The sequence below is a fragment of the Desulfonauticus sp. genome (genome assembly GCF_055126295.1).
This window is the reverse complement of the sequence record NZ_JBSRHE010000006.1, coordinates 86,939-112,604: the sequence shown is the minus strand read 5'-3', so window position 1 is coordinate 112,604 and position 25,666 is coordinate 86,939. Positions and strand designations below refer to the sequence as shown.

Sequence of the window (25,666 nt, the reverse complement as noted above, 5' to 3'; positions counted from 1 at the left end):
GGTTTCCCTGGCCTTGAGGTAGATTTTTCGTCCGTAATTTTTCAACCGCTCTATTACTGTTTCCCAATTTGCAGCCTTGGGGGACCTGGGGTCTCTTATACGCATAAATTTCAACACAGCTCCGTTAACTGTAGTCTCTCCTGAACCTTGAGCCAAACGCAAAAGAGAAGAAAAGCGTGCTCCCCACATCTTATAGTCCTGATTTTCCGGATACTGCTGTACAAGCTATTTTATCTCTTCTAAAATGCCTTCAACTTCATCCCTGTCTCTGGCCTTGGCCTCCATCCACTGTAAATAAGGCTCCAATTCAGGAGGATCTCCTTTGGGTTGATTGTAATTTTTCTCAATCCGGGAATGGAGCCTCTCATAAGCCTGGCTCCATTCCTCAGGGCTTGAAGATTCAGCCATCCGAAGATTAAATAAAACAAGAAAAAATAATGAAATTAGGCTAAAATAAATCTGCTTTTTCATGGTGGTCCTCCATCCCATTTATAGAGATGGTTCATTGAATCAGGCCTTGAAAAGTTATAGGAGGCCAATTCAATCCTGAACACCTTCCCCTCAATCTTAACCTCTTCCCCCTTTGTTCATTGACAAAATCAGCAACACCCCAATCAACAGTCTCACAGCTATAGATGTAATGTTGCGGCATTCTGCTTACAAAGGGATGATCTTTCCAACCTTTCGCATCTGTTTCTGCCCAAAGAGTGGAGGAGGTTAAGAAAAGTAAAGTAGTAAAAATAAAAGACCAATCTTAATTAGCCTACCCATCTTTTACCTCCTAAAAAAGATATAGTACACATATAAAAATATATATTCAAAATAACTTTACATATCATACTCAAATACAAATACTTTTGTAGTTCACTCTAAAAGCACATTCAATTCTTTTAAAATAAGCTATATTCTTTTAAAATTAAATTTATATTGATAAACACCAAAAAAACAGAAAATTTTTAAACCCCAAAATGAGTTAAAATTTTTCTTGTTTTTATTTTTAATTTACCAATAATATCAAATAGATATTAAATATTTTTTTAAGCATTTTAACTTTATCACATCTTTTTAAGCCTGTAAATATCCCTGACTACAATTTGCAGGAAAATCTAAAGGCTATTTAGTTATATACTGTTAGCACACATTTAATGCTTTTGAATGTACGAACACCTGAACCTTAAGCACCTTAAATATTACCAGAAATAAAAAAAGACAATAAACATACAAAAATAACCAGCAATAAAAAATTAAAAAACATAATTTTTATTGGAAATAAAATGCAAGAAGTCTTAGATATATGCAACACTAATATATCTACTTAATGCTAATAGCAAAGAAACATTAAACGCTTTGGGTGTGAATTAAAAGTGAAAATACTACTGATACGGATTGACAATAATAATTAAGAGTCCCTGTCCAAAGAAATAAATTTAAAGAAAAGATAATACTTCTCAGTTCTGGCAATTACTACAGGATAATATTTAAAACTATTAACCCTTATTATCTCAGAAAAAAATAAAGTTAATAATCAATTTTAATCTAGTTCAATTCTGACAAGTTAAATTAAAAAAACTAAAAATGTTTTTCTTTATCTTCTTTTCCTCCTGTTTTTTTATTGTTATTATTGTTTTTTCTATTTTAAAATATTAACTATTATTTAAAAACATACTTTTACTATTTTTCTAATCAAAGGTCACATAAAGTTCTCCCCCATAGGCATCATTGACCACCAAAAGGGGAAAGTCCTCTACCTGTAAGGCTCTGATGGCTTCTGGACCCAGATCTTCATAGGCAATTATTTTAGCACGCTTAATACACTTGGAAAGAAGGGCTCCAGCTCCACCTGTGGCCCCAAAATAAACTGCTTTATATTTTTGCAAAGCTTCTTTTACTTCTGGGCTTCTTTTACCTTTACCTATGGTTGCTTTTACTCCCAGCTTGTGCAAGGTAGGGGCATAACTGTCCATTCTATAACTAGTGGTAGGCCCTGCAGAGCCAATCACTTTTCCAGGAGGAGCAGGTGAAGGCCCTACATAATAAATAACCGCACCCTCTACTGGAAAGGGTAACTCCTCTCCCTTAGCCAAAGCTTCCAGCAAGCGTTTGTGGGCAGCATCTCTGGCTGTATAGATTATACCTGAAAGTAAGACCTTATCCCCTACTTTTAGTTGCAAAATATCCTCTTCAGTCAAAGGTGTCTGTAATCTATATTCACTCATTTAAAGGATAACCTCCTTATGCCTAGCCGAATGACACTGAATATTTACTGCCAGAGGCAAAGAAGCAATATGACAGGGATGGACTTCTATTTTTACTCCCAGACAGGTTGTTTTCCCTCCCAGTCCCATGGGACCTATGCCCAGATTATTAATTTCAGCTAAAAGTTCCTTTTCCTTGGCAGCTATCTCAGGGTCAGGATGAAACTTATCTAGAGGTCTAAGCAAAGCCTTTTTGGCCAAAATTGGGGCCAGATCAAAACTTCCCCCAATGCCAATGCCCACAATAATGGGCGGACAGGGATTGGGCCCAGCTTCTTTTACTCTTTTCAGAACAAAGTTTTTTATCCCTGCAAATCCTTGAGCAGGAGCCAGCATGGTGCACCTGGACATATTTTCACTCCCGCCCCCTTTGGCCATAAAACTTATCTTCAACTTATCTCCAGGAACCAGGTCCAGGTGAATTATAGCTGGCGTATTATCTTTGGTATTCTGCCTGGAAAAGGGATCACACACGGATTTGCGCAAATAACCTTTTTCATACCCTTGTCTAACTCCAGCCTGAATAGCTTCTTTTAAACTGCCCTCTACCTTTACCTCTTCTCCCAATTCTACAAAAAATATGGCCAAACCAGTATCCTGACAGAGAGGAAGACCACTTTCTTCTGCCAGTTTATAATTGGCAATGAGCTGGCTTAAAATTTCTTTCCCAGACTCGCTTTCTTCCCTTTCCAGAGCAGTATGTAAAGCCTCTTTTACATCCTCAGGCAAAAACAAATTGGCTTCTACTACCAACTTAGCTACAGCTTCACTAATTTCTGAAGCCCTTATTACTCGCATTCCTTTCTCCTATTTTTCTTTGCGCCAGAAAAGATAATTTTTTACTGCTCCCAGCCCCATTTTGCGTCGTAAATAGCCCAACTGGTCTTGCAAAGGAATATTTTTGGGACACACATCTTCGCAGGCCAAAAGCCCCATACAACCAAAAATCCCCTGATCTGTTCCAATAATTTCAAAATATTCCTTTTCTGTACGCTTATCCCTGGGGTCCAAGATAAAACGAGCCACTCTATTTAGGGCTACAGCACCTAAAAAGTCCGAACGCATTTGGGCTGTGGCACAGGCAGCAATACAACAACCACACTCTATACATCTATCTAATTCATAAATCTTTTCGGCCAAACTGTTGTCCATTCTCTCTTCTTCTGCTGTAGGGTCAAATTCTTTATCCTGATGCACCCAGGCCTTTACCCGTTCATTCATACTTCTAAACCAGCTACCTGTATCTACAGAAAGGTCTCCCACCAGTTTAAATCCAGGTAAAGGCAAAAGATTTATCTGGTCTGGAAGGTCTTTGGTTTTGGTCTTACAGGCTAAAGAGGGCTTACCATTTATAACCATAGCACAGGCCCCACAAATAGCAGCCCGGCAACAAAAATCAAATTGCAAAGAAGGATCTTGCTCTTCTCTTATTTTATTTAAAGCAATAAATAAGTTCAAATTAGGAGTTTCTTCTAGGTAAAAAGTCTGCATGTGTGGTTTAGAATCCTCATCCTGGGGATTATAACGAAAAATATTAAATTGCAGCATTCTAGGCATTTTTAGACCTCTTTTCTGTTATTTTTCCTCTTCAAAGGGAAGAGGTTTGTCTTTGGGATAATCAAAGGGAACAATTTTGGCCCCACCATAGCCACGCTCTCCTGGAGGTAAAATGACCTCTTTAGTTGCAGGCTCGTATTTTAAGGTAGGCAAACTCTTGCCCTCTTCAAAATAGGCAAGTGTCCTTACCCACCAATCTCGGTCATTGCGGTAGGGATAGTCTTCTCTGGCATGACTACCTCTACTTTCCTTTCTTTCCAGGGCCCCGTAAGCAACACACAGAGCCAATTTAACCATACCTTCAATTTTCAAGGCCAGGGTAAGCTCTGGATTGGCTCCTTTGCCACTGGACTTTAAGCCCACATTCTTAGCCCTTTCCAAAATTTCCTGCAGCTTATCCACAGCTGTTTGCAGGTCTTTACCATTTCTAAAAATACCCACATAGTCCATAAGGACATCTTGCATGGCTTCTCGCACTTTATACACATTTTCCTTGCCACCAGAAATGAGCCTGGCAATGCGTTCTTCCTGTTTTTTTACTTCCTTTTCCACAACAGAAGTCTTAAAATTGACCTCCCTTTCCTGTAAAAATTCCACTATCCTCTTGCCCACAATCATTCCAGCTACCACTGTTTCAGCCAGAGAATTTCCCCCCAAACGATTAAAGCCATGCATATCCCAGCAAGCAGCCTCTCCTGCGGAAAATAAACCCTTTAAACCATAAGCTTCTCCATACTTATTGGTGCGAATACCTCCCATGCTATAGTGCTGGGTAGGACGCACAGGAATAAGCTCATGCACAGGATTTATTCCCAAAAAATTCATACAAATATCATAAACTTCTCTTAATTTGGTCTTAATATGGGCTTCTCCTAAGTGTCTAATATCCAGCCACAAATGCTCCCCATAGGGACTTTTTACGCCCAAACCTTTACGCATGTGCTCTACCATGCGTCTAGAGACCACATCTCTAGAAGCCAATTCTGCCTTTGCTGGCTCGTAAATATGCATAAACCTTTCTTCATTTACATCCAGCAAAGTTCCCCCATCACCTCTACAACCTTCTGTCACTAAAATATCTCCAGGAACAATGCCAGTGGGGTGAAACTGGACTGCTTCCATATTGCCTAAAGGCACTAAACCTGTATTTAAGGCAATTATCTGGCCTCCACCTTCGTTAATAACTGCATTGGTTGAAGCCCTATAGATTCTACCAAAACCACCTGTGGCAATTAAGGTCGCTTTAGCCAGATACACTCTAAGCTTACCTGTACGCAAACAGCGAACCACTGCACCCAGGCAATTTTCACCGTCGTGAATAAGGGAAATGGCCTCTGCCCTATCGTGTACTTCTACTCCCTTGCTCACTGCCACACTGTCCATGGTATAAAGCATGGCATGCCCGGTACCATCTGAACAATAACAGGCCCTCCACTTGGCTGTCCCGCCAAAATCCCTGGCTGTAATCAAGCCTTCTTTTTCTTTTTTCTCTTCTTTTTCTAACTTTTGTCCGCCTTTGTAATAAAAGGATTTTCCTGCCACCACTCTATTCCAGGGAACTCCCCAATAGGCCAGTTGTCGAATGGCAATGGGCGCTGTTTCAGCAAAAAGTTTGGCCACTTCCTGATCGCAGCCCCAGTCAGAGCCTTTGACAGTATCTTCAAAGTGAATATCCGGGTTGTCCCCTTCACCTTTAATACAATTACCTAAAGCAGCCTGCATTCCCCCTTGAGCTGCAGAGGAATGAGACCTTCTGGCCGGCACCAGACTAAGACAGATAGCCTTAAAACCAGCTTCTGCTGCCTCTACAGCTACTCTTTCTCCTGCCAGCCCTGCTCCTATACACAACAAATCTGTATAAATTGTCTCCACCATAACTTCCCCTTTTTATAAGAAGTAAAAACGAAATAAACTAATAAGGTCCAATAAAATTAAACCACCAATAAGCCCCCAAATCACCTTTTTTACCTGAAAACGATTACTTCTGGTAACAAAACCCCACTTGGCTCCTACCCGATACAGGCCTATTCCCAGGTGCAAAGCCACTGAGAATAAAAACAGTAGATTAAAATACAACCACAGCCCACTCTGAACCAGCTCTTTAGATTTTAAGGCAGTTATGGGCAAATCATTTAAAATCACCCAGACATGAATACTCCCTAAAAGCAATAACAACATTCCTGTAATGACCTGAACCAACCAGAGCCAGGTATCACTGTGCTTTAACATTAAAGCCTGTCTCCAGACTATTTTTTGCTCTTTGGTGGTAAAGGGAATTTTTCGCGCAGCTAAAATAAAATGCACCAGAAAAATCAAACCCACAATAGGCCCGCCTATTTGAGCTAAATTGGTGCTTTCCAAAAAACCCGCTACCTGGTCAAAAAATTTTGCTCCAAAAACAATCCCAAAGACAAAAAGGGTATGTCCCAGCATAAACAGACTTAGCAAAATTCCGCTTAAAGCCTGACTCAAATCCAGGTAAGCAGAACCTTTACCAACTCTGCCCACCATAACCTTGCTTGCACTGTTCATAATGCCTCCTACTTAAATTTCTACTTCCAAACCAATGGGACAGTGATCAGAGCCATAGACCTGAGCTTCAATCCAGGCCCTTTTGACCCTGTCTTTAAGACCAGCAGAGACAAAAAAATAGTCAATTCGCCATCCCGCATTTCTTTCTCTGGCCTTAAAGCGATAGTCCCACCAGGTATAGTGCCCACCTTCTTGCACAAACATTCTAAAGGTATCCACAAAACCAGCAGCTATAAATTTATCCAGCCACTTCCTCTCTTCTGGCAAAAAACCAGAACGGGTTTCATTTTGTTTAGGGTTTTTCAAATCAATCTCCCTGTGAGCAGTATTAAAATCTCCACAAATAATCAACTCCTTCTCTTTTTTAAGCTCCTGACAATATTCCAAAAAATGCTCATAATACCCCAGTTTAAACTTAAGCCTTTCTTCATTCATCTGCCCATTGGGAAAATAAACATTTAAAAGATAAAACTCTGGATAGACCAAAGTAATCATTCTGCCTTCATCTGCATATAAACCACTGGGAAACCCCAGGTAAAAATCCTCTGGCTCTTGTCGACAAAAACAAGCCACCCCTGAATACCCCTTTTTCTTTTTGGAATAATTCCAGATAGAAGTATAACCTGGAGGATTTTTATCCCGGGGAGCAAGCTGCTCCGGATGTACCTTGGTCTCTTGTAAACATATAACATCTGCCTGGGTAGAAAAAAACCAATCCCAAAAACCTTTTTTAAGTATGGCCCTAAAGCCATTTACATTCCAGGAATAAAAAATCATCTTTTTTATACTACCCTCCAACTAAAAAGAAGTTTCCACTTCCAACCGACCATCTTGAAAAATAATCTTCACATAACCACCTGTAGCCAGAGTCCCGGGATTAATCACCAGAGTACCACCCACTTCATCCACACTTCTGGCCTCGTGAATATGCCCGGTAAGACAAATATCTGGTGCTACTTCTTGAATAAAATCTAAAACCGCCTTACTTCCCACATGCGCTCCAGAAAATAAGGTATCACACCTGGTCCCATAAGGAGGAGTATGGGAAACAAAAAGCAAGGGACTTTTATCCTGAACTTTACTTTTTAACTCACCTAACCAGGTAGCCAGGGTCTGTTCACTTACTTCTGAAGGAGTGCCAAAAGGGGTGGGCGTAGAATATCCCATTCCAGCCACATATAAACCAGGCTCCACATAGACCACTTTCCTGTGCAGGTTAACCCCTGCCTCTTCCAGGGCCTCTTCTACTTCTTTGCTATCCATATTGCCTATCTGAGCGAAAACCACAGGCACCTGCTTTTTTAATTGCTGCAAAAACTCAAGAACTTCTGCTTTATTGCCTCTATTGGTTAAATCCCCGGAAATAATTACCCCTTGGGCTTTATTTAAATCTGGCAAATTTAAGACTTTGGAAAAGCTATTATGGACATCTCCCAGACCAAGCCAGAAAATCTCTTCCATTTCTCCCTCCTGGCCTTAAAGTTTTTTTACCATTTGCTGATTCTTTTCCAGATCTATTACCAAATAACCCAGTTGTTTTAATTTCTCTCTAAGTTCATCAGCTAAAGAATAGTTTTTAGCTTCTTTGGCTCTTTTTCTCTGCTCCAAAAGCTCTTGCACAGCCTGGGGCAAAGTGCTTTCTTCACTTTTTAGTCCCAGAATATCCCTTAAAAAAGAAAATACATTTAACAAATTTTCCTTATCTTTTGAACTCAAATCCCTGGTCTGTATTCTTTTATTTACCAATTTTAAAAAGGAAAATATTTCTGGCCACAAACGAAAAAGCTGAAACCCATTGCTCAAATATAAGTTAACCTGTTCTTTTAGCCTGGAACAATAACCTTCTATTTTTAAAGAACTTTCTTCGCCTTGAGTGGTAATTTTCTTTAATTTCAAATAAGTATCTGAAAACTTGCGCCAGTTTTTCTGCCACATTTTTAAATTTTCTTCCTTTATTTCCAGGACCTTGGACCAGGAAGTAGCTGAAAACAGGCTCCGCAAAACAAAAAAATCTTCTTCCCTTAACCTTAAGAGTTCACTTTTGACCCCACAAATGTGCACCCATCCCAAAGGTACACCCTTGGCTGTATTTTGCCATAAACTGTGTAAATTATCTATGTGTGGCAGGATATGCTCACATCCACAAAATACCAAAAAGGGATTTTTAGAACGAGCCAGTACAATGCTTGCCTGCTGTAGATACCAAGAAGGCCTGACATTACCCCAACTGGTCTTTAAAACTTCTCCTTCTTTCAAATCTTGCAAGCTGGCCCTTTTGAGCAAGGTAAAATCCTTGGGATTGTCTTTGAGATAGTAAACTCCCAAACCTCTTTGTTCCAATCTTAACTTGGTGTTTTTTAACACCAGTTTCCCATATTCTGGCTCTCTTTGCACATCAAAGTAAACAGAGCGCAATTTTTCATAAGCCTTGCCTTTGGAGAGTGAAAGGGAGCAAAGCTTAACTCCTTCCTCTAACACCTCAGAAGCAAACAGAAATTGTACTTCTTGTAGCTTAAATCTGGATGCTATTTTTTCCAGCTTTTCTTTAGCCCTTTCCTTTAATTTCTCTCTTTTAAGGCCAAGGCTTCGGCATAAGTTTAAAGTCCTGTCTTCAAAATCAGCAATACCCACCAGGATATTGGCCTCTATATTTAAACTCCTGAGGTATCGAGCCAGGATATCCAAACCCACCATTCTCCGCCAAAAACCAAGCTCTTCAAGCTGATCCAGACTGGGCCCAAAGGTAAAAAGATCTAAATTTTTCTTTTCAATTTTTACAGGAGAGGTAAGGCCCTTTAAACTAAAGCTAAAGGCAGGCTCTTCCAAAAACAAAGGTGTACTTAGATAGCGCTCTCCTCCATCAGGGAAAACAACCACCAAAACACCCTGCTCTATCCTTTTAGCTATTTTTAAGGCCCCAGCCAGAGCTGCTCCAGAACTCATGCCCACAAGCAAACCTTCTTCTCTGGCCAAACGACGACAGAGCTCAAAGGCTTCCTCATCTTCCACCCTTAAAATCTCATCCAAAAGGGTGGGGTCATAAATACCAGGTGGATAGGATTCCTGCATATTCTTAAGTCCCTGAATCTTATGCCCGGGACGGGGCTCTATGCCCACACAAAATACTTTGGAATTGAATTTTTTCAAACGCTTGGTAGTGCCCATGGCTGTACCAGAAGTACCCAGGGCTGCTACAAAGTGGGTAATTTTTCCTTCTGTTTGCTCCCAGATTTCCCTGCCTGTAGTTTCATAATGGGCTTTAATGCTGGCAGGATTGTTAAATTGATCCATCAGCACATACTTTTCTGGCTCTTCTCTAGCCAGACGATAGGCTTCTTCAATGGCCCCATCTGTGCCCAGGTGGGCTGGAGTTAAAATGAGTTTGGCTCCATAAGCCTTTAAAATCTTTTTTCTTTCTTGAGAAGCAGATTCAGGCATAAGCAAAGTAAGCTTATACCCCTTTTGTGCACACACCAGGGCCAATCCAATACCAGTATTACCACTGGTAGCTTCTATAACAATCTTATCCTGGCTTAGCTCTCCTCTTTGCTCTGCCTCTTCAATCATGGCCAGGGCCACTCTATCTTTTATGGAGCCACCAGGATTAAAACATTCCATTTTGGCATAAATTTTTACTTGGGAATTGGGAGAAAATCTTTTTAACTCTATCAAAGGAGTATTACCTATGAGCTGTAATAAATTTTGTGGTTGCTTTGTTTTAGTAGTTTTCATAGAATAGCCTTTAAAGGAGTTTTTATGGTCAATCAAAAAAAAGCCTACTTTTTTGGTTTACTCACTGTCTTTATCTGGTCCACAGTAGCTTCAGCTTTTAAACTTAGCCTGCGTTATCTAACACCTCTGCAATTACTCTTTTACGCCAGCTTAACTTCTACTATTATACTCTTTTTAGTGCTTCTGATTCAAAAAAAACTCTCTTATCCCCCTGCAAAAGAGTTGTTAAAATCAGCCCTTCTTGGTTTTATCAATCCTTTTTTTTACTATTTAGTACTCTTTAAGGCCTATGACCTTTTGCCTGCCCAAGAAGCTCAGCCTCTAAATTATACCTGGGGAATTACCCTGACTCTACTGTCCATCCCCCTCTTAAAACAAAAAATTTCTCTCCATCAACTCCTGGCCATTATTATCAGCTACTTAGGAGTACTGGTTATCTCCACGCACGGCAATCTACTATCCCTTAAGTTCACCAATGGCTGGGGAGTTTTCTTAGCCCTTTTTAGCACCCTTCTCTGGTCTATTTACTGGATAATGAATACTCAGGATACCCTTCATCCTGTGCTGAGGCTTTTTTATAACTTCTGCTTTGGCTCCCTTTATATATTTCTTACCCTTGTTTTTACTTCTACTCCTTTTAGCTCAGCTTTTCCAGGATTTTTAGGTGCCCTTTATGTGGGCACCTTTGAGATGGGTATAACCTTTGTTTTCTGGTTAACAGCTCTAAAATACTCTAGAACCACTGCTCAGGTAAGCAATCTCATTTACCTTTCTCCCTTTTTATCCCTTGTCTTTATTCACTTTTTGGTAGGAGAAGAAATTTTACCTTCTACCCTAATAGGACTTATTCTAATTTTAAGTGGTCTTATTTACCAGAATCGGGCCACTCAAAAATAGCCTGAGCCACTTCATCTCGCCTGTCCACCAGGGCATTACGCTGGTAAGCCTTAAGGCCAAAAAAGGGCAAAGCAGCCAAAAGATGATCAAAAATATCTGCCTGCAGGGCTTCGTATTCAGCCCATCGAATTTCATCCACAAAACAATATATTTCCAGGGGAATGCCCTTGTCTGCCTGAGGCTGAAGATGCCTTACCAAAAGAGTTAAATTTTTAACTACCCTGGGATGTTTTAATAAATAGTTATAAACATAGGCCCGATAAGTGCCCAGGTTGGTGAGATATCTTCCATTTAAAACAATTTGATCCTTTCTATCTTTATTGGCTTTGGCCAAAGCTTCTTCTTTCTGTCTTAAATACTCTTCCAACAATTTTATTTTTTTTAACTTTTCCACCTCTTGCGCAGATAAGAAACGCACACTGGACTGATCAATGGGAATGTATCTTTTTATCCTTCTAGCTCCTGCTTCATACATTCCTCGCCAGTTTTTAAAGGAATTATCCAAAAACTTATAAGTGGGTACAGTTACTATAGTTTTATCAAAATTTTGAATTTTTACCACGTGTAAAGATATATCTATAACATCCCCATCCACTCCAAAGGAAGGCATTTCTATCCAGTCTCCAATCTTCAACAAATTATAAGTATTTATCTGAACACTTGCTACAAAGGAGAGTATAGTATCTTTGAAAATTATCATAATAACAGCAGTTAAAGCACCAATTCCACTTACCAGCCCCCAGGGAGAACGGTCCAAAATATAGGCTCCCACAAATATTGCACCAACTATATAAATAAATATTTTTAGAAGTTGAATATATCCCTTTATAGGTCTATTTTTAGATATAGGTAGTGTATTATAAAAATCATTGCAAAAATTCAAAAATTTAGAAATTAGTAAGATTAACATTATTTCTACATAAACTATACTTACCTTCTTCCCATAAAACTCAAACCTGGGAATTAAATTGAAAAAATAATAGACAATCATTCCCGGAACAATGGCCACAATATTTTCTACTAACTTGTTTTTTACAATTAAATCATCTATCTTATTTTTGGTCTTGGCAAAAAACAGATGTAGCCACTTTAAAATGACTTTTTTGGGAATAAAATAAGAAAGATATAATACTACCAAGAAAGCTATTAACTTGGCCCAGGGTAAAAAAAGACTTAAATCAAAAGAATTACTTGACATTTTTCCTCCTCTTCAGTTTAAGCTTGGCTTAAAACAAACTATTTACAAGCTCTGTTAACTCAAAAAAAAACAAAATCCAAGTAAAAAGGAGAAATAAATGTTTATCATCACTTCCCTATGTCTTTATTTACTCTTGGTAGTACAGCCTCTTTGGGCTAAAGTAAGCCAGGTGGAGTTATATCCGAGGGGAGCTAAAATTACAGGAGTAATCCAGGTTAAAGATTTTCCTTATACCTTTACTTTGCCAGGCACAGCCAATCCAGAAACTTTAACTTTTAAAACCAATTCTCAAACTGCTATCTACAACTTTAGCTACAAGTCCAGCCCCACGCCCCCGCCCCTTATTGCTTTCTGGGAACAAAAACTGGCTGGTTTGCTACAAAAACAAAAGGAACTGGAAACTCAAATTCAAGTAAAAGAGATTAAGCTTAATTTTTGGATAAAACAAAGCGAGAAAAATAGCTTTAAAGTGGACCTATTAAAAAAAGTGGCTCAAGAACTGGAAGAAAATGTCCTTATTTTAAACAAAGAAAAACTGCTTTTACAAGAAAAGTTAGACAAATTAAAAGAAGAAATAAATTCTATTCAAGATAAAATAAAGGAACTAGCAGCTCAAGATAACAGCTGGGAAGTAAAATTAGAAGGACAAGGACAAGGAACAATATACTATACCTATTTTACCCCTCATGCAGGCTGGAACAACTTCTATTCTCTGCACAACTTTACCCCAAAAGACATATCTTCTTTAATCTGGCAGGGAAAACTCTGGCAAAAAACAGGTGAGGATTGGCAGGAAGCAAAGATCAGTCTTATCAGTGGCTTTTTTTCCAGAAAGTTAGAACCACCCTCTCTAACTCCCTGGATTTTATCCCCTTTTCCTGTGTTTCAGCCAATGGAAATGAACTTTAGAAAAAGTGCCCCCCTGAAGTCCCTGGACCAAGCATCCCCCAAACCTGGAGTACCTCAAAAAAAAGAAGGAATCTTTTTTGACAGTTATGAACTTCCCCAACTAACTCTTAAGGCAGGTGAAGAAAAGACTGTAACTCTTCAAAAGTTTACTCCCAGGGTAAAGCTTTCTTATATTCTAAGGCCCTATTTCTCTTCTCAAGTGTATGTACAAGCAGATTTAAAATTTTCCAATAACCTTAGGCTACCTCCAGGAAAAATTAATCTTTTCCTGGATAATGTCCTGGTGGGAAGCAAAAACTTTAGCCTGGCTACCAATAGCACTTCCCTATTTTTAGGAAATGACCCCCAAATAAAAACAAGTGTACACTTTAAAAAAGAACACGAGAAAAAAGGAGTGTTTTCCAAAGAACACACCTATCTCTATCAGTATGAAATAACTTTAAAAAACAACAAAAAGAAAAAAGTAAAAATAACCATAGAAGATAGTAAACCCATCAGTGAAGAGAAAAAAGTAAGCATAACCCCTCTTTTTGAAGTAAAGCCTCAAGAAGAAAAGGATGTTTTTAAGTGGGAAATAAACTTAAATCCTCAAGAAAAAAAGACTTTTCACTACGGCTATAAAATAAGCTACCCTGCGGATCTAAACTTAGACCTGGGGAGATAAAAGAAATTGAACTTTGTCCTGCTGGCTGGCAACCAGGGAAACACACCTTAAAGCCAAGTCCAGAACTAGTAGGCAAAGTTTGGGAAGTCTGGAAAGTAGAAGAAAATTAAATTATTAGGGCCTATGTGCTATCACTTTCAGACATAGGCCCTAAACTTATTTTTATTTTAAATCAGTTTTCTATCCAGTAAAAGATGGGAAAAATAGCCTAAAACAGCAGCTACATAATAAGGTAGTAAAAAAGATAGGGGGGTATTAAAAAAGAGAAAAGGCAGGACCAAAAGAATAAAAGGAGCCAGCAGCATGGCCCACCAGGTATGAGTCCAGCCTCTGTGCCTGCCCAGGGCAGGAAGCATAGCCAGAAAACCCAAAATAGCTGCCCACTTATAAAGACCTTTAATTAAAAAAGCCAGATCCAGGGCAGCTAAAAGACCATAAAAGATATTTTGCCCTTTAGAGTCAGTATCCAAATCAGGAAATAAAGCAAAAAGGACTCCTAAAATAAACGCTGTAAAGGCCTGAGATAAATCTGGCTTCCACCATTCAAGCCAGATAGCCACACCCACTCCCAAGCCTGTAAGGAGCATACCAAAACCAAAATGTGCTTTATATCCTGGCATTTTTAAAACATGTCTTTTTCAGTTTCAGAGATAATTTTATCAATGCTTTCCTTTAATTTCTTGGGCAAGCCCATAATATCCACATTCAAAAAGCCCCTTACAATGGTGGAAGTGGCTTCATCTTCATCCAGACCTCTGGCCATCAAATATTCTATTTCTTCTTGCGCTATTTTGCCTACAGCAGCTTCATGAGAAAGCTCTACACCTTCTTTGGTACCTTTAAGCTCTGGAATAGCATGAATGATTCCATCACTTAAAATAAGGCCTTTACATTCCAGGTGTCCCTTGGCTGGCACACTGTTGGCTTCAATCACACCAGGGGCAATCAGCTCTCCTCCAGTGGTAATGGCCCTGGAGATTATTTCTCCCCTTGTATCTGGGGCATTTAAAACAATCTTGTTTCCAGAGTTAATATAGCTTCCTGGATGAGCCACTAAAATGGAGTTAAACCTGGCAATAGAGCCTTTTCCATTTAAATAAATAGTGGGAAAGGATTGCACAGACTTTACTGGCTTTAACAAAATATAATTACTCTGAAAAACTCCTCCTTCTTCCACAATACCTACAGTTCTGGGCCTTACTTCTACCTTTTCACTCCAGTTATGCACCATAGTAAAGGTAAGTTTTCCACCTTTTTTAACATAAAACTCAGAAATTCCTAAATGCAAAGCTGATTGTACTTTATGCGAAGTAGCACAACCTGTTATAATGTGAACTTCAGAATCTTCTTCCACCACAATAATGTTGTGCACACTCTGTCCTATCTTTTCTCCTTTAATAAAAAGACAGGACTGTACAGGCTCTTTTATCTTAGCTCCTTTCTTGGTTCTAATAAAATATCCACCATGTACAACCTCTGCTGCTTTACGAGTGTATTCATCTTTATCTTTGTCTACAGCTTTCCAGAAATATTCTGGCAAACCATCGTACTTATCCAGAGCATCTTTAATATCCAAAATCTCCACGCCTTCCTGTTTGCTTCTGCAAACAGCCTTGGTGTGATTTAAGTGCAAATAAGTCCCACTTCGTTCTTCTTCTTTTACATCTACTCCTGCAAGCTCCAATTCTTCTTGATCTTCAACATCTATTTCTCTCAAGTCCTGCAGTTCTATTTTCTCTCCGCCACTAAACACATATTCTTCTAATTTTACCTTTTCTTTATCTAATTGAGACATCTTATACACTCCTTATATCCATACTTGCTAATATGCTCTAAAATATCCCTGGGCCTTCCTTCACAACAAAGCTTTCCCTGATACATGACCTGGCCTCTATCAGCATTTATATAATCCAGAATGTAACCAGTATGAGTAATAATTAACCCAGAGACCTTTCTTAGTTCTTTTAACTCTTTCATAGACATGCCAGGCTTGGGCTCGTGGCCATTGCCGGATAAAAGTTCTTTTACTACTTTGCCAATAAGCCCCATATTTTCTAAATCCACTCCTGATTCTGGCTCATCAAAAAGTAACAAATCAGGGTTTTGGGCCATAAGCTGTAAAAGTTCTGAGCGCTTGATTTCTCCTCCAGAAAAGCCAGCATTAATATCCCGGTCTAAAAAATCCACAAAATTTACCTTTTGGGCTAACTTTTCCACATCTACCTGTCTATCTCGAGCGCAAAGTCTAACCAAATCCCTTGTTTTTAAACCATGAATGGTAGGAGGCCGTTGAAAAGACATGCCTATGCCCATTCTAGCCCGCTCATACATGGGCAGATCTGTTATGTTTTTACCTTTAAAATAAATAGCTCCTTTGGTTACTTTATAGCCTGAAAATCCCATAAGGGTCATAAGCAAAGTGGTTTTACCACTTCCATTGGGGCCAAAGAGGATAAAGGTTTCTCCTTCTTTAATCTCCAGGTTTATACCCTTTAAAACCTCTTTTTCTCCAATTTTTACATGTAAGTCTTCTATTACCAGCATAAGAAAACACTCCTTTAGGCTTAAATGCTTTTTTCTCCCTTAATGCTTTTAGCCAGGATAGGCAAAATAAAATTATCTTCCTGGTTTTCTACCTGGCCTCTTTTAATAAACTCCTTAAAGTACTAAACTTTTTTCTTAATCTTTTTCTCTTTAAATCCAATAAAATTCCTTTCAGCGCTCTAACCTTTGTCCTTAACTCTTCCAGATTTCCCGAATTATTTAAAATAAAATGAGCTTCTTTTAATTTTTTTTCTTCAGGCAATTGAAAACTGTCCAGGGTTTCTATTTTTTCCTCTGACCAGCCTCGTTTTTTTAAAGCCTGCCAGCGCTCTTCTGGGTTTCTTTTGATGCCCACCAGCAATACATCCTTTTCCTTAAGCCCTGTTTCCAGGTAAAGGGGAATATCTCCTACAATAATGGGCTTTGTTGCCTGTGTTTTTTGAAAATTTTTCCATCTGGCCAAAACCAAAGGATGAATACTTTTTTCAATCTCTCTCCTTAAAGAAGGATTTTGTAAGTATTTAAAAAGCTTTTCCTTATCTATTTTTTTGTCAGCAGTTAAAATATCTGGCCCCAGGATGCGGGTAAGCAAAAAATAACCATCTGCTTGAGGCTGGTAAAGTTTTTCTACCTCCTTATCAGCCTCAAAAACATAAGGACTAAGCTCCCTGGCTACCAAACTTTTTCCACTACCAGGAAGGCCAAGCAAGACTACCTTTAAAGACTCCTTAAGCAAAAATAAAAGTGCCTGTTTAAAGTCCAGAGGCAAATCTGCCTCATATTCCTGCCAGCTATTTTGCCAGGGAAAGCGTAAATAAAAGGCGTGTAAAAGCTGTCTTTTTACCAGCTTGTTTAAAATTTGTTCTAGCCTGCTGCTAGGCGCAATTTGCCCGCCATAAAGTTCATCCCCTAAAATGGGGTGGCCAAGATGGCTTAAATGCACCCGGATTTGATGGGTCCTGCCCGTAAAAATCTTCACCTTAAGCACGCTATAATCGCCATTGGTCCAGAGCACTTCATAACTGGTTCTGGCTTCTCTTCCACCCTTGCTTAAAACTGCCTGTTTTATTTTACTCCTGGGGTCTCTACCCAGGGGCAAATCAATTTCTCCCTTTTCTGGAGAAGGACAACCTTTGACCAGGGCCACATACTTCTTATCCACCAAACGCTGAGCAAAAAGAGAGCTCAGTTTCACTCTAGTTTCTTCCCTTAAAGCCACCAGCAAAAGGCCACTGGTATCCTTGTCCAAACGATGAACTATGCCTGGGCGCTCTCCCTGGATTTTTTTTAGTTCTGGAAAATGATGGAGTAAAAAGTGAACCAGAGTATCCCCTTTTTCTGAGGGAGCAGGGTGAACACTGATTCCTGCGGGTTTATTTAAAACCAAAAAGTCCTCTTGCTGGTCTATAATTTGAAGCTGGCCAGGCTTGGCTTGCAGAGAATTCTCTTCTTCTGGAACTTCTAATTCTACCCTGTCTCCAGGCTTTAAGAGCAAGCTGGGCTTAACAATAACCTTGGTATTAACCTGACAGTGTCCGGCTTTTATCAGGGATTTTATTTTACTACGAGAAAGTTCTAAGTTTTCTCCTAAAAAAAGATCCAGCCTCTTTTCAGGACCAGAAAACTCCAGGCATACCTTCATTTACCATTATTCCTAACTGGGCACTATCTCAGTTCCAATACCTGCTTTGGTGAACATCTCCAAAATAATGGAATTTTCTATTCTGCCATCCACGATATGGGTCTTTTCTACTCCAGCTTCCAGGGCCTCCAGACAACACTTGACCTTGGGAATCATGCCGCCCTTAATTACACCCTGGTCCATAAAGTAAATGGCCTCTTTTTTGGTCAGGGAAGAAATAACCTTTTCCCTATCATCCATTATACCAGGAACATCTGTAAGTAAAATCAACTTGGCTGCTTTTAAACTAGAAGCTACAGCACTGGCCACAAAATCAGCATTGATATTATAGGTTTCACCTTGATCATCTACTCCCACAGGGGCAATTATGGGAATAAATCCCTTCTCCTGGAGAGAATAAATAAGAGCAGTATTTACCTCTACTACTCGCCCCACCTTTCCCACATCAATTATCTCCGGGGGAGCATCCTTTTTACTTATTACCAGTTGAAACTTTTCTGCCCTTAATAAAAAACCATCCTTGCCAGAAAGACCAACAGCCTTTCCGCCATTTAAATTAATTAAATTAACAATCTCCTTATTTACCTTGCCCACCAGAACCATTTCCACCACATCCATGGTCGCTGCATCTGTTACCCGCATGCCTTCTCTAAACTGGGTGGGGATGTTTAATTGCTTTAACATATTGCCAATTTGCGGGCCTCCTCCATGCACAATAACAGGATTTAAACCAATATATTTTAATAAAATCACATTTAAGGCAAAACTTTGTTTTAACTTTTCATCTATCATGGCATGTCCGCCATATTTAATCACTACGGTACGACCATAAAACTGACGAATATAAGGTAAAGCTTCTAGTAAAATCTTGGCTTTAAGTTTTTCTTGCTCCATTGTAAGGCCCTCACATTTTGTACTTGGTCAAATCAAAGTCATATTTTTCCAGTATTTCTGACCACTTCTTACTTTCTTCGTCTTTTAAGACTTCCTGTTGCTTTGAACCAATTAAATCTTCCACTTCTAACAAAATCTTTTCATCCACCATAATGTCCACCTTAGCCCTTAAAGCCAAAGCAATAGCATCAGAAGGACGACTATCTATTAGTAAGGTCTTACCCTCTTTTTTTACCACTAAATTGGCATAATAGGTGGAATCCTTTAATTCTGTAATTCTTATTTCTGCAAGACTTCCGCCCATGGTTTCCAGGGTGTTTAAAAACAGGTCATGGGTAAGGGGCCTGGGCATTTTTACCTCATTTAAGGGAATGGATATGGCCATGGCTTCCAGGGCTCCAATCCAGATGGGAAGCACATACTTTTCACTTTCATCCTTTAAAATAATCAAAGGCATTTTGGTGGTTTCATCTAAAGCCAGACCAAATACTTTCATCTTAACAAACATAACCCACCACCTCTCCTAGTAAAGAGTGTTTTTTGGCTTCAATGATTTTAACTTCTACCAAAGAACCAGGACCTACCTGGTCAGAAGAAGTTAAAACATTGACTACTCGATTATAAGGGTCTCTTCCTCTATAGGAAATTACACCTTCTAAGTCCTTTTTACTCCTGTCTTCTATCAACACTTCTGTTGTTTTTCCTTCTTGTTCTTTATATCGCCTTTCTGTAATTGTTTCTTGCAAGCTTTGTAAACGCATCAGCCTTTCCTGTTTTACTTCTTCTGCTATTTTATCTGGCATTTTTTCTGCCCTGGTTCCTGGCCTATCTGAGTATTTAAAGGAAAAAGAACTTTCAAAGCCAATCTGTTCTACCATTTCCAGAGTTTGTTTAAAGTCTTCTTCCCTTTCTCCAGGAAAACCCACAATCAGGTCTGTAGTTAAGGCAATGTCTGGACAATATTTTCTCAACAGCTCTACCAGACGCAAGTAATCTTCTCTTGTATATTTGCGTCCCATAGCCTTTAAAACCTTATTGGAACCAGCCTGCAAGGGAAGATGTAAATGTGGACACAGAGTGGCAAGGTCTTGAAATGCCTTTATCACCTCCAAAGACAGGTCCTTGGGATGGGAAGTGGTAAACCTAAGGCGCTTTAATCCTTCTATATTCGCAACTTCTGTAAGCAGCTCAAAAAAAGTGGTGCCATCTCCATATTTATCCTGGCCATAACTATTAACATTTTGTCCTAAAAGGGTAATTTCCCTGGCGCCTCGCTGGACCAACTCCTGACATTCCGCAAGGATTTCCTTTCTGGACCTGGACTTTTGTCTTCCCCGGGTAAAGGGGACTATACAGTAGGCACAAAAATTATCGCAACCCTGCATAATATTGACAAAGACAGAAGGAGGAGAGCTTTCAGGATAGACCTTTTCCCTCTCAGGGTAAAATTCTTCAAAGGATAAAAGGCTTACCCTTTTTTGCGAGTCATTTACCAATTTTTCCACCTGCTCTGGTACTAAATAAAGCCCATCTGTCCCAAAAACCAAACGAACAAAGGGAAAACGCTCAAAAAAACCATCGCCTATTTGCTGGGCTACGCACCCTCCCACACCAATAAAAAAGCCGGGATTGTGCTCCCATTTTTTCCTAAACCTTCCGATTTCACTATAGACCTTTTGTTCTGGCTTTTCTCTAACGCTACAGGTATTAATCAGGACAAAATCCGCCTCTTTTTCCTCTTTAGCCAGTTCAAAGCCTTTTTTCTGCAAACTCAGGGTCAACCAGCTAGAATCAGCAACATTCATCTGACAGCCAAAGGTAATTATCCAAAACTTCATTTTTTACTCACAAACTCCCTTTTCTTTTAACCAATTTATGGCAAAGGCATATATTTTTTCTCTTGCTTCTTCTAAAGATAAGAAGTCATTTTCCAAAGTAAACTCGGCTTTGCTGTCTTCTTCAAAGGGGACATCCACCCCAATAACTTCTCCCAAACCTGGAAATTGCTTGCCTGTTTTTTTTCTCTCCAAGGCCTTGGCATAGAGATTGGCCATAACTTTACCTTGAGGCCTCTTGCTTTCCCGCTCCATGGCAGTGTTTAAAGTGCACTTTACATATATCTCAGCAAAAGGAGAAAACCTTGCCCTTAAAAAAGAGCGATATTTCTGTTTATAGGCTGTACCGTCTAAAATAACCCCCTTTCCTTCTTTGGCCAGAGCAAGCCCTTCTTCAGCAAACATTTGATAGGCCAGCTCCCTTTCTTCCTTGGTATAAGAAGGCTGGGGAAAGTACTTTTTTCGCCTTTCATCCATTTCCAGAAGTACTATGTCCAAACCCTTTGTAGCCAGTTTCTCAGCCAAAAATCTGGCTAAAGAAGACTTTCCACAGCCAGGCAGGCCTACAAACCAAAAGATAAATCCTGTCTTCACCGCTCTAATCCATGTATTTGTTTATATTTTTATAGTCAAAAACCTCATCCTCAAGCACATTTTCCAAAAAGCGAAAAAGGCCCTTTCTCACTTCTTCAGGATGATTGGGATACCACTCAGGAGAAGCAATAACCAGGCCCCTGAAGACATAAAAGGGAGCTATTACTTTTAACATTTCCCTATCATTGGTCTCTTCTAGATAGGTGTCCCAGAAACTAAGGTAAAGTTTTTCAAAATTACCGCTTAACCTGGGTTTATCATAGAGGCCAAAAAGCAAGTAATTACAACTCATAGTAGCCACATCATCTGCTGGCTCACCCCATTCTCCTCTACTCCTATCCAGGACTGTAAAGTCTCCATTGTCTCGCACTAAAACATTCCAGGGGTGAAAATCTCCATGCACAGCACTCAAACGCTGGGCAAAATGTCTTAGCTTCCAGCGCCAGTCAACCAATTTTTTTTCCAGGGCAATAAATTTCTCTGGAGGAAAGTAATTATAAGGATAAGGATAGGCATCAATAATCCCCCAGATACATTCAGAATGCCCTATGAGGTCTCTAATCCTCCTTAGATACAGGTCCACATCTTCTTTTTTGTGAGCGTGCACTCTAGCCAGCCACCTGGCAAAATCCCTAGCCAGCTTAAAATCTTCCTCCCTTGCCTCTCCTTTCCGAATCCTTTCCAAATCCAGAAAATAATCCCTGCCTTCCACCTTTTCCGTAAGTAAAAAGAATTCTCTGGGTTTATTTACCGGGATTAAGTTGCCTTCTTCATCTAAATACCCAAGTCCTTGCGGTCTGGCATGTTTTTCCATTCGGCCAGCAGTCTCGTATTGAAACATCAAAATAGCCGCCCTATCCCAGTAAAACTGGTGGCCATATTTATCTCCCCGCATGGTGGAAAAGACCACTGATTTTTGTTCTCCCTTTAAGTCGTAATGAATAAGCAAGGGTTTACCATAGCCAAAATCCTTCATCCCCTGCTCATCTAAAGAACCAATTTCTCCTACCCCTATAAGTCTGGCCTCTTCTCCAAAGGCCTGTTTTAAAAAAATTTGCAATTTTTCTAAAGAAATATCCATCTATTCCCCCTTTACTTCAGTATCTATCCACTGCAAAAATTCAGGATTTCCATCTTTAATCTGAAAAAATACCACACACGGGCAAGAATAGGAATGAAGTTCTTTTACTCTGGCCACAACCCTGGACATCAAATTAGCTTTGGTCTTAATAATCATTACCTGTTCTTGACCTTCTTCAATTTTCCCTTCCCACCAATAAGCAGAAATAACCTCAGGAAAAATATTGGCGCAGGCAATAAGCCTTTCTTCCAATAAGGTTCTGGCTATTTTAGATAATTCCTTTTTATCAGCGCCAGTTATATAGCCAAGCACATACTCTGCCATTTAAAGCCCTCCTATTGTTGACTGAGATAATCAGCCAGAGCCTCCTGCTCTTCCAAAGACAAACTGGCTCCCTTATCCACCATTCTCTCAATGGTTATCAGCCAGGCATCTTTATCCTTTTTGGCCTTATAAACTACCTTTAAGGAATGACAACCTGTACATTTGCTCTCTAAAAGGTCTTTTTCCTCCTGAGCCAAACCAGGTAAAGCAAGTGCTATCCCCAGTAGACAAAGAATAATACTTGCTCCTATCTTTTTCATAATCCCCTCCTTTTTTGGGTATAAATAAAGATAAACTGAAGGACTTCTTTTGGCAACTTGAAAAGCCACTAATTATTTAAGCGCCTTAAATTTCTCAACCAGTTTTTAACCAAAAAACAATCCTTTTCCCCTTTAAGTTTTCTAACTTTTTTAAATCCAACAAATAAATTTAACTTTTTTTTCTTTAATTTTCAGTTAGACTGAAGAAAAAAAAGAGGTCTAGTTTATGAAGGAATTAACCATTAGTTTAGTGGGTTCTGCTGGCGAAGGCCTGGACTCCATAGGAAGCCTGTTTAGCACTGTGTTGGCAGAGCATAAATACGCTCTTTTTTCCTGGAAAGAATATGAGTCCAGGGTTAGAGGAGGATTTAATAGTTATCATCTAAAAATCAGTTCCCAGCCTCAAAACTACCCCAGAGAGCAGAGCGACCTGCTTTTAGCTTTAAATCCTGAGGCCCAGGACAAATACACTTCTTTACTCAAACCTTCAGGCCTTCTAATTGGTCCTAAGGAAAACTCCCGGTTTCAATCCCTGGTTCTATCCTTTAAGGATCTGGCTAAAAAGGAACTGGGTAATTCCCTTTATGCCAATGCCATTGCCCTGGGTTTTTTAACCGGAATTTTAAAACTCAAACTAGAACTCCTCCTTGAGGCCCTTCAGAAAAAATTTGCCACTAAATCCCTGGCAATAATCAACAACAACCTCGAAGGAGCAAGGCTGGGATATGGTCAGGCCCTGGATTCTTCTCTAAACTTAACCCTGCCTCCTTCTGGCGAGCACAACTACTTCTTTACCACTGGCCATCCAGCCACAGCCCTGGGTGCTGCCAGAGCTGGCTGCCACTTTATGGCTGCCTATCCCATGACTCCTTCCACAGGTCTCATCACTTACCTGAGCCAGAAACAAGAAGAATTAAAAGTCTTTACCTTGCAGGCAGAAGATGAAATTGCCGCCATTAATCTGGCCTTAGGTGCAAGTTTTGCAGGGGTAAGGAGCATGACTGCCACCAGTGGAGGTGGTTTTGCCCTGATGGTGGAAAGCATCAGTTTAGCAGGTATGACTGAAACCCCAGTGGTCATAGTGCTGGCCCAAAGGCCAGGTCCTGCTACGGGGTTGCCCACCAGGACTGCTCAAGGAGACCTGCTTTTTGCCATCTTTGCTGGTCATGGGGAATTTCCCAAAGTGGTTTTTGCACCTTCTGACCCGGAAGAACTGTATTTAAAGACCATCAAGGCCTTTAATCTAGCTTACAAATACCAGCTACCTGCAATTATTTTAACCGATCAATTTCTGGCTGATTCCAATTTTTCCTATTGGGATTTCAACTGGGAAGGAGAAACTCCCCAGTTTTTTAGAGCCAATCCTTCAGAATTTAAAGAATATAAACGCTACCAGTTTACTCCCTCAGGAATTTCTCCCAGGCTTTGCCCTGGACAAAGTGTCCACCTGGTAGGTGCTGATAGTGACGAACACGATGAATGGGGGCACATTACTGAAGAGCTGGATAAAGTAGCCAAACCCATGCTGGAAAAAAGACTAAATAAACTTAAAGAGTTGCAAAAAGAAATAGCTCCTCCTCTGGAAGTAGACATTGCAGACAGTAAATACATTTTTATAAGTTTTGGTAGTACCAAAGAAAGCGTTCTGGCTGCGCAAAAACACTTGCGAACCAAAGGAGAAAAGGTGGGAGTCATTCACTTCAGTGAACTCTGGCCCCTGCCCTCTTATTCTTTCCCCCAAAACGCTCTTTTAATTACTGTAGAAAACAATGCCACAGCCCAGCTGGCTAAACTCCTTAATTTAGGGTATAGCTTAAATCTTAAACACTCCATACTCAAATATAATGGTTTACCTTTAACTCCAGAAGAGATAGGGAGGAAATTTGATGAAATCCAAAACCAAATTTAGCAATAATGTCCCCAGTCAGTGGTGCCCGGGATGTCCCAACCATCTAATCCTCAAGGCCCTGCAAAATGGACTGGAGGAATTAGAGCTAACCCCTCAGGAAGTATGTTTGGTATCTGGCATAGGACAGGCAGCTAAACTGCCCCATTATTTAAAGGGAAATTTTTTCAATGGCCTCCATGGAAGGGCACTTCCTGTGGCCACTGGCATAAAACTGGCCAATCCCAAACTAAAAGTAATTGTCACCACTGGGGATGGTGATTGCTATGGAGAAGGCGGCAATCACTTTTTACATACCTTGCGCCGCAACCCGGATATTACCCTGCTGGTACACAACAACTCCATTTATGCCCTGACCAAAGGACAGGCCTCTCCCACTACTCCTAAAGGAGAAAAGAGGGCTTTAAACCCCAGGGGTGTGGAAGATGAGCCTTTAAACCCCTTAGCCCTGGCTCTTATTCAGGGAACTGGCTTTGTGGCCAGATGCTCAGCTCTGGAAATAGAACATCTAAAGGAAGTTATCAAAGAGGCCATCAATTATCCTGGGCTGGCTTATGTGGACATTTTACAACCCTGTATTAGCTGGCTCAAACCCAGCCTTGAGACCTTGAAAAAAGAAACATTTTTCCTTTCTCACGACCCGCAAGACTTTGAACAGGCCTTAAAAATAGCCCTGGACCCTGCTCAAAAGTGGGGACTGGGAATAATTTATAAAAATCCCTGGCCCAAACCTGTGTTAGGAGAAGGATTTTATCAACACTTTTCTCTGGAGCAACTTACTCACCTTCCACCTCTGGATTTAACTATAGCTCAAAACCTATTAAAGGCCCATTAAAAGGAGA

26 protein-coding genes and 1 pseudogene are annotated in these 25,666 nt (G+C 39.9%); 5 read left to right on the top strand and 22 right to left on the bottom strand.

What is annotated here, in order from left to right; all coding sequences use genetic code 11:
* From ACTCIM_RS05815 to ACTCIM_RS05770, 10 genes are all read right to left on the bottom strand, one after another.
* The coding region (locus ACTCIM_RS05815) for a hypothetical protein (RefSeq protein ID WP_472314383.1) at positions 1 to 189 on the bottom strand (189 nt) is incomplete at its 3' end.
* Between the two features lie 36 nt (positions 190 to 225).
* Positions 226 to 471, bottom strand: coding sequence for a hypothetical protein (locus ACTCIM_RS05810; RefSeq protein ID WP_464280082.1), 246 nt, complete (start codon positions 469 to 471; stop codon positions 226 to 228).
* A gap of 1,208 nt (positions 472 to 1,679) precedes the next feature.
* On the bottom strand, positions 1,680 to 2,216 hold the full coding sequence (locus tag ACTCIM_RS05805; protein ID WP_029967977.1) for a Fe-S-containing hydro-lyase: 537 nt from the start codon (positions 2,214 to 2,216) through the stop codon (positions 1,680 to 1,682).
* The gene (locus ACTCIM_RS05800) at positions 2,217 to 3,053 is read right to left on the bottom strand and encodes a fumarate hydratase (protein WP_464280083.1); all 837 of its coding nucleotides are present in this window, start codon (positions 3,051 to 3,053) and stop codon (positions 2,217 to 2,219) included.
* A 9-nt stretch (positions 3,054 to 3,062) separates the two neighbouring features.
* Positions 3,063 to 3,812 (bottom strand): fumarate reductase iron-sulfur subunit, encoded by a 750-nt coding sequence (locus tag ACTCIM_RS05795; protein WP_464280084.1) that lies wholly within the window; start codon positions 3,810 to 3,812, stop codon positions 3,063 to 3,065.
* Positions 3,813 to 3,830: 18 nt separating this feature from the next.
* Entirely contained in the window at positions 3,831 to 5,684 is a 1,854-nt protein-coding gene (locus tag ACTCIM_RS05790) for a fumarate reductase flavoprotein subunit (protein ID WP_035260325.1), read from the bottom strand.
* A gap of 15 nt (positions 5,685 to 5,699) precedes the next feature.
* The gene (locus tag ACTCIM_RS05785) at positions 5,700 to 6,344 is read right to left on the bottom strand and encodes a succinate dehydrogenase/fumarate reductase transmembrane subunit (RefSeq protein ID WP_464280085.1); all 645 of its coding nucleotides are present in this window, start codon (positions 6,342 to 6,344) and stop codon (positions 5,700 to 5,702) included.
* Positions 6,345 to 6,356: 12 nt separating this feature from the next.
* A complete protein-coding gene (locus ACTCIM_RS05780) occupies positions 6,357 to 7,121 on the bottom strand; it encodes an exodeoxyribonuclease III (protein ID WP_029967986.1) in 765 nt (254 codons plus the stop codon).
* A gap of 21 nt (positions 7,122 to 7,142) precedes the next feature.
* On the bottom strand, positions 7,143 to 7,805 hold the full coding sequence (locus ACTCIM_RS05775; protein ID WP_464280086.1) for a metallophosphoesterase: 663 nt from the start codon (positions 7,803 to 7,805) through the stop codon (positions 7,143 to 7,145).
* 15 nt (positions 7,806 to 7,820) lie between these two features.
* A complete protein-coding gene (locus ACTCIM_RS05770) occupies positions 7,821 to 10,076 on the bottom strand; it encodes a cysteine synthase (RefSeq protein WP_464280087.1) in 2,256 nt (751 codons plus the stop codon).
* 24 nt (positions 10,077 to 10,100) lie between these two features.
* On the opposite strand from ACTCIM_RS05770, the gene ACTCIM_RS05765 reads away from it, so the two are divergent.
* Positions 10,101 to 10,973, top strand: coding sequence for a DMT family transporter (locus ACTCIM_RS05765; RefSeq protein WP_472314380.1), 873 nt, complete (start codon positions 10,101 to 10,103; stop codon positions 10,971 to 10,973).
* Here ACTCIM_RS05765 and ACTCIM_RS05760 read toward each other — a convergent pair.
* Positions 10,942 to 12,171: a mechanosensitive ion channel family protein gene (locus tag ACTCIM_RS05760; RefSeq protein WP_472314378.1), complete on the bottom strand. Its 1,230-nt coding sequence runs from the start codon at positions 12,169 to 12,171 to the stop codon at positions 10,942 to 10,944. The two genes, ACTCIM_RS05765 and ACTCIM_RS05760, sit on opposite strands and share 32 nt — an antisense overlap.
* 97 nt (positions 12,172 to 12,268) lie before the next feature.
* On the opposite strand from ACTCIM_RS05760, the gene ACTCIM_RS05755 reads away from it, so the two are divergent.
* Positions 12,269 to 13,744 (top strand): DUF4139 domain-containing protein, encoded by a 1,476-nt coding sequence (locus tag ACTCIM_RS05755; protein WP_472314376.1) that lies wholly within the window; start codon positions 12,269 to 12,271, stop codon positions 13,742 to 13,744.
* Between the two features lie 17 nt (positions 13,745 to 13,761).
* A pseudogene (locus ACTCIM_RS05750) lies at positions 13,762 to 13,854 on the top strand (peroxiredoxin); the annotation flags it as partial.
* 57 nt (positions 13,855 to 13,911) lie between these two features.
* Here the strand turns inward: ACTCIM_RS05750 and ACTCIM_RS05745 are convergent.
* From ACTCIM_RS05745 to ACTCIM_RS05695, 11 genes are all read right to left on the bottom strand, one after another.
* Positions 13,912 to 14,364: a metal-dependent hydrolase gene (locus tag ACTCIM_RS05745; RefSeq protein ID WP_464280092.1), complete on the bottom strand. Its 453-nt coding sequence runs from the start codon at positions 14,362 to 14,364 to the stop codon at positions 13,912 to 13,914.
* 2 nt (positions 14,365 to 14,366) lie between these two features.
* Positions 14,367 to 15,539, bottom strand: a complete 1,173-nt coding sequence (locus ACTCIM_RS05740; RefSeq protein ID WP_464280093.1) for a SufB/SufD family protein — start codon at positions 15,537 to 15,539, stop codon at positions 14,367 to 14,369.
* Positions 15,527 to 16,288: an ABC transporter ATP-binding protein gene (locus ACTCIM_RS05735; protein ID WP_464280094.1), complete on the bottom strand. Its 762-nt coding sequence runs from the start codon at positions 16,286 to 16,288 to the stop codon at positions 15,527 to 15,529. Before ACTCIM_RS05735 ends, ACTCIM_RS05740 begins: the two co-directional genes overlap by 13 nt.
* An 88-nt stretch (positions 16,289 to 16,376) precedes the next feature.
* The gene (gene coaE, locus ACTCIM_RS05730) at positions 16,377 to 17,930 is read right to left on the bottom strand and encodes a dephospho-CoA kinase (RefSeq protein ID WP_472314375.1); all 1,554 of its coding nucleotides are present in this window, start codon (positions 17,928 to 17,930) and stop codon (positions 16,377 to 16,379) included.
* A 12-nt stretch (positions 17,931 to 17,942) separates the two neighbouring features.
* On the bottom strand, positions 17,943 to 18,824 hold the full coding sequence (gene argB, locus ACTCIM_RS05725; RefSeq protein ID WP_029968003.1) for an acetylglutamate kinase: 882 nt from the start codon (positions 18,822 to 18,824) through the stop codon (positions 17,943 to 17,945).
* A gap of 10 nt (positions 18,825 to 18,834) precedes the next feature.
* Positions 18,835 to 19,332, bottom strand: coding sequence for a bifunctional nuclease family protein (locus ACTCIM_RS05720; RefSeq protein WP_029968004.1), 498 nt, complete (start codon positions 19,330 to 19,332; stop codon positions 18,835 to 18,837).
* A complete protein-coding gene (miaB, locus tag ACTCIM_RS05715; RefSeq protein ID WP_464280096.1) occupies positions 19,322 to 20,662 on the bottom strand; it encodes a tRNA (N6-isopentenyl adenosine(37)-C2)-methylthiotransferase MiaB in 1,341 nt (446 codons plus the stop codon). Before miaB ends, ACTCIM_RS05720 begins: the two co-directional genes overlap by 11 nt.
* Positions 20,663 to 20,665: 3 nt before the next feature.
* Positions 20,666 to 21,253, bottom strand: a complete 588-nt coding sequence (locus ACTCIM_RS05710; RefSeq protein ID WP_472314373.1) for an adenylyl-sulfate kinase — start codon at positions 21,251 to 21,253, stop codon at positions 20,666 to 20,668.
* 4 nt (positions 21,254 to 21,257) lie between these two features.
* The gene (locus ACTCIM_RS05705; RefSeq protein ID WP_464280098.1) at positions 21,258 to 22,334 is read right to left on the bottom strand and encodes an aminoglycoside phosphotransferase family protein; all 1,077 of its coding nucleotides are present in this window, start codon (positions 22,332 to 22,334) and stop codon (positions 21,258 to 21,260) included.
* On the bottom strand, positions 22,335 to 22,658 hold the full coding sequence (gene cutA / locus ACTCIM_RS05700) for a divalent cation tolerance protein CutA (protein ID WP_029968012.1): 324 nt from the start codon (positions 22,656 to 22,658) through the stop codon (positions 22,335 to 22,337).
* A gap of 11 nt (positions 22,659 to 22,669) precedes the next feature.
* On the bottom strand, positions 22,670 to 22,918 hold the full coding sequence (locus ACTCIM_RS05695) for a hypothetical protein (protein WP_029968014.1): 249 nt from the start codon (positions 22,916 to 22,918) through the stop codon (positions 22,670 to 22,672).
* Between the two features lie 226 nt (positions 22,919 to 23,144).
* On the opposite strand from ACTCIM_RS05695, the gene ACTCIM_RS05690 reads away from it, so the two are divergent.
* A complete protein-coding gene (locus ACTCIM_RS05690) occupies positions 23,145 to 24,827 on the top strand; it encodes a 2-oxoacid:acceptor oxidoreductase subunit alpha (protein WP_464280100.1) in 1,683 nt (560 codons plus the stop codon).
* Positions 24,805 to 25,659 carry a thiamine pyrophosphate-dependent enzyme gene (locus ACTCIM_RS05685; RefSeq protein ID WP_472314371.1) on the top strand — a complete coding sequence of 285 codons (855 nt, stop codon included), beginning with the start codon at positions 24,805 to 24,807 and terminating at the stop codon, positions 25,657 to 25,659. The genes ACTCIM_RS05690 and ACTCIM_RS05685 overlap by 23 nt, the downstream gene beginning before the upstream one ends.
* Positions 25,660 to 25,666 lie beyond the last annotated feature (7 nt).

Coding starts and splice junctions, on each gene's coding strand:
- ACTCIM_RS05810 (WP_464280082.1), bottom strand. CDS start 471: ATGAAAAAGCAGATTTATTTTAGCCTAATTTCATTATTTTTTCTTGTT.
- ACTCIM_RS05805 (WP_029967977.1), bottom strand. CDS start 2,216: ATGAGTGAATATAGATTACAGACACCTTTGACTGAAGAGGATATTTTG.
- ACTCIM_RS05800 (WP_464280083.1), bottom strand. CDS start 3,053: ATGCGAGTAATAAGGGCTTCAGAAATTAGTGAAGCTGTAGCTAAGTTG.
- ACTCIM_RS05795 (WP_464280084.1), bottom strand. CDS start 3,812: ATGCCTAGAATGCTGCAATTTAATATTTTTCGTTATAATCCCCAGGAT.
- ACTCIM_RS05785 (WP_464280085.1), bottom strand. CDS start 6,344: ATGAACAGTGCAAGCAAGGTTATGGTGGGCAGAGTTGGTAAAGGTTCT.
- ACTCIM_RS05780 (WP_029967986.1), bottom strand. CDS start 7,121: ATGATTTTTTATTCCTGGAATGTAAATGGCTTTAGGGCCATACTTAAA.
- ACTCIM_RS05775 (WP_464280086.1), bottom strand. CDS start 7,805: ATGGAAGAGATTTTCTGGCTTGGTCTGGGAGATGTCCATAATAGCTTT.
- ACTCIM_RS05770 (WP_464280087.1), bottom strand. CDS start 10,076: ATGAAAACTACTAAAACAAAGCAACCACAAAATTTATTACAGCTCATA.
- ACTCIM_RS05765 (WP_472314380.1), top strand. CDS start 10,101: ATGGTCAATCAAAAAAAAGCCTACTTTTTTGGTTTACTCACTGTCTTT.
- ACTCIM_RS05760 (WP_472314378.1), bottom strand. CDS start 12,171: ATGTCAAGTAATTCTTTTGATTTAAGTCTTTTTTTACCCTGGGCCAAG.
- ACTCIM_RS05755 (WP_472314376.1), top strand. CDS start 12,269: ATGTTTATCATCACTTCCCTATGTCTTTATTTACTCTTGGTAGTACAG.
- ACTCIM_RS05745 (WP_464280092.1), bottom strand. CDS start 14,364: ATGCCAGGATATAAAGCACATTTTGGTTTTGGTATGCTCCTTACAGGC.
- ACTCIM_RS05740 (WP_464280093.1), bottom strand. CDS start 15,539: ATGTCTCAATTAGATAAAGAAAAGGTAAAATTAGAAGAATATGTGTTT.
- ACTCIM_RS05735 (WP_464280094.1), bottom strand. CDS start 16,288: ATGCTGGTAATAGAAGACTTACATGTAAAAATTGGAGAAAAAGAGGTT.
- coaE (WP_472314375.1), bottom strand. CDS start 17,930: ATGAAGGTATGCCTGGAGTTTTCTGGTCCTGAAAAGAGGCTGGATCTT.
- argB (WP_029968003.1), bottom strand. CDS start 18,824: ATGGAGCAAGAAAAACTTAAAGCCAAGATTTTACTAGAAGCTTTACCT.
- ACTCIM_RS05720 (WP_029968004.1), bottom strand. CDS start 19,332: ATGTTTGTTAAGATGAAAGTATTTGGTCTGGCTTTAGATGAAACCACC.
- miaB (WP_464280096.1), bottom strand. CDS start 20,662: ATGAAGTTTTGGATAATTACCTTTGGCTGTCAGATGAATGTTGCTGAT.
- ACTCIM_RS05705 (WP_464280098.1), bottom strand. CDS start 22,334: ATGGATATTTCTTTAGAAAAATTGCAAATTTTTTTAAAACAGGCCTTT.
- cutA (WP_029968012.1), bottom strand. CDS start 22,658: ATGGCAGAGTATGTGCTTGGCTATATAACTGGCGCTGATAAAAAGGAA.
- ACTCIM_RS05695 (WP_029968014.1), bottom strand. CDS start 22,918: ATGAAAAAGATAGGAGCAAGTATTATTCTTTGTCTACTGGGGATAGCA.
- ACTCIM_RS05690 (WP_464280100.1), top strand. CDS start 23,145: ATGAAGGAATTAACCATTAGTTTAGTGGGTTCTGCTGGCGAAGGCCTG.
- ACTCIM_RS05685 (WP_472314371.1), top strand. CDS start 24,805: ATGAAATCCAAAACCAAATTTAGCAATAATGTCCCCAGTCAGTGGTGC.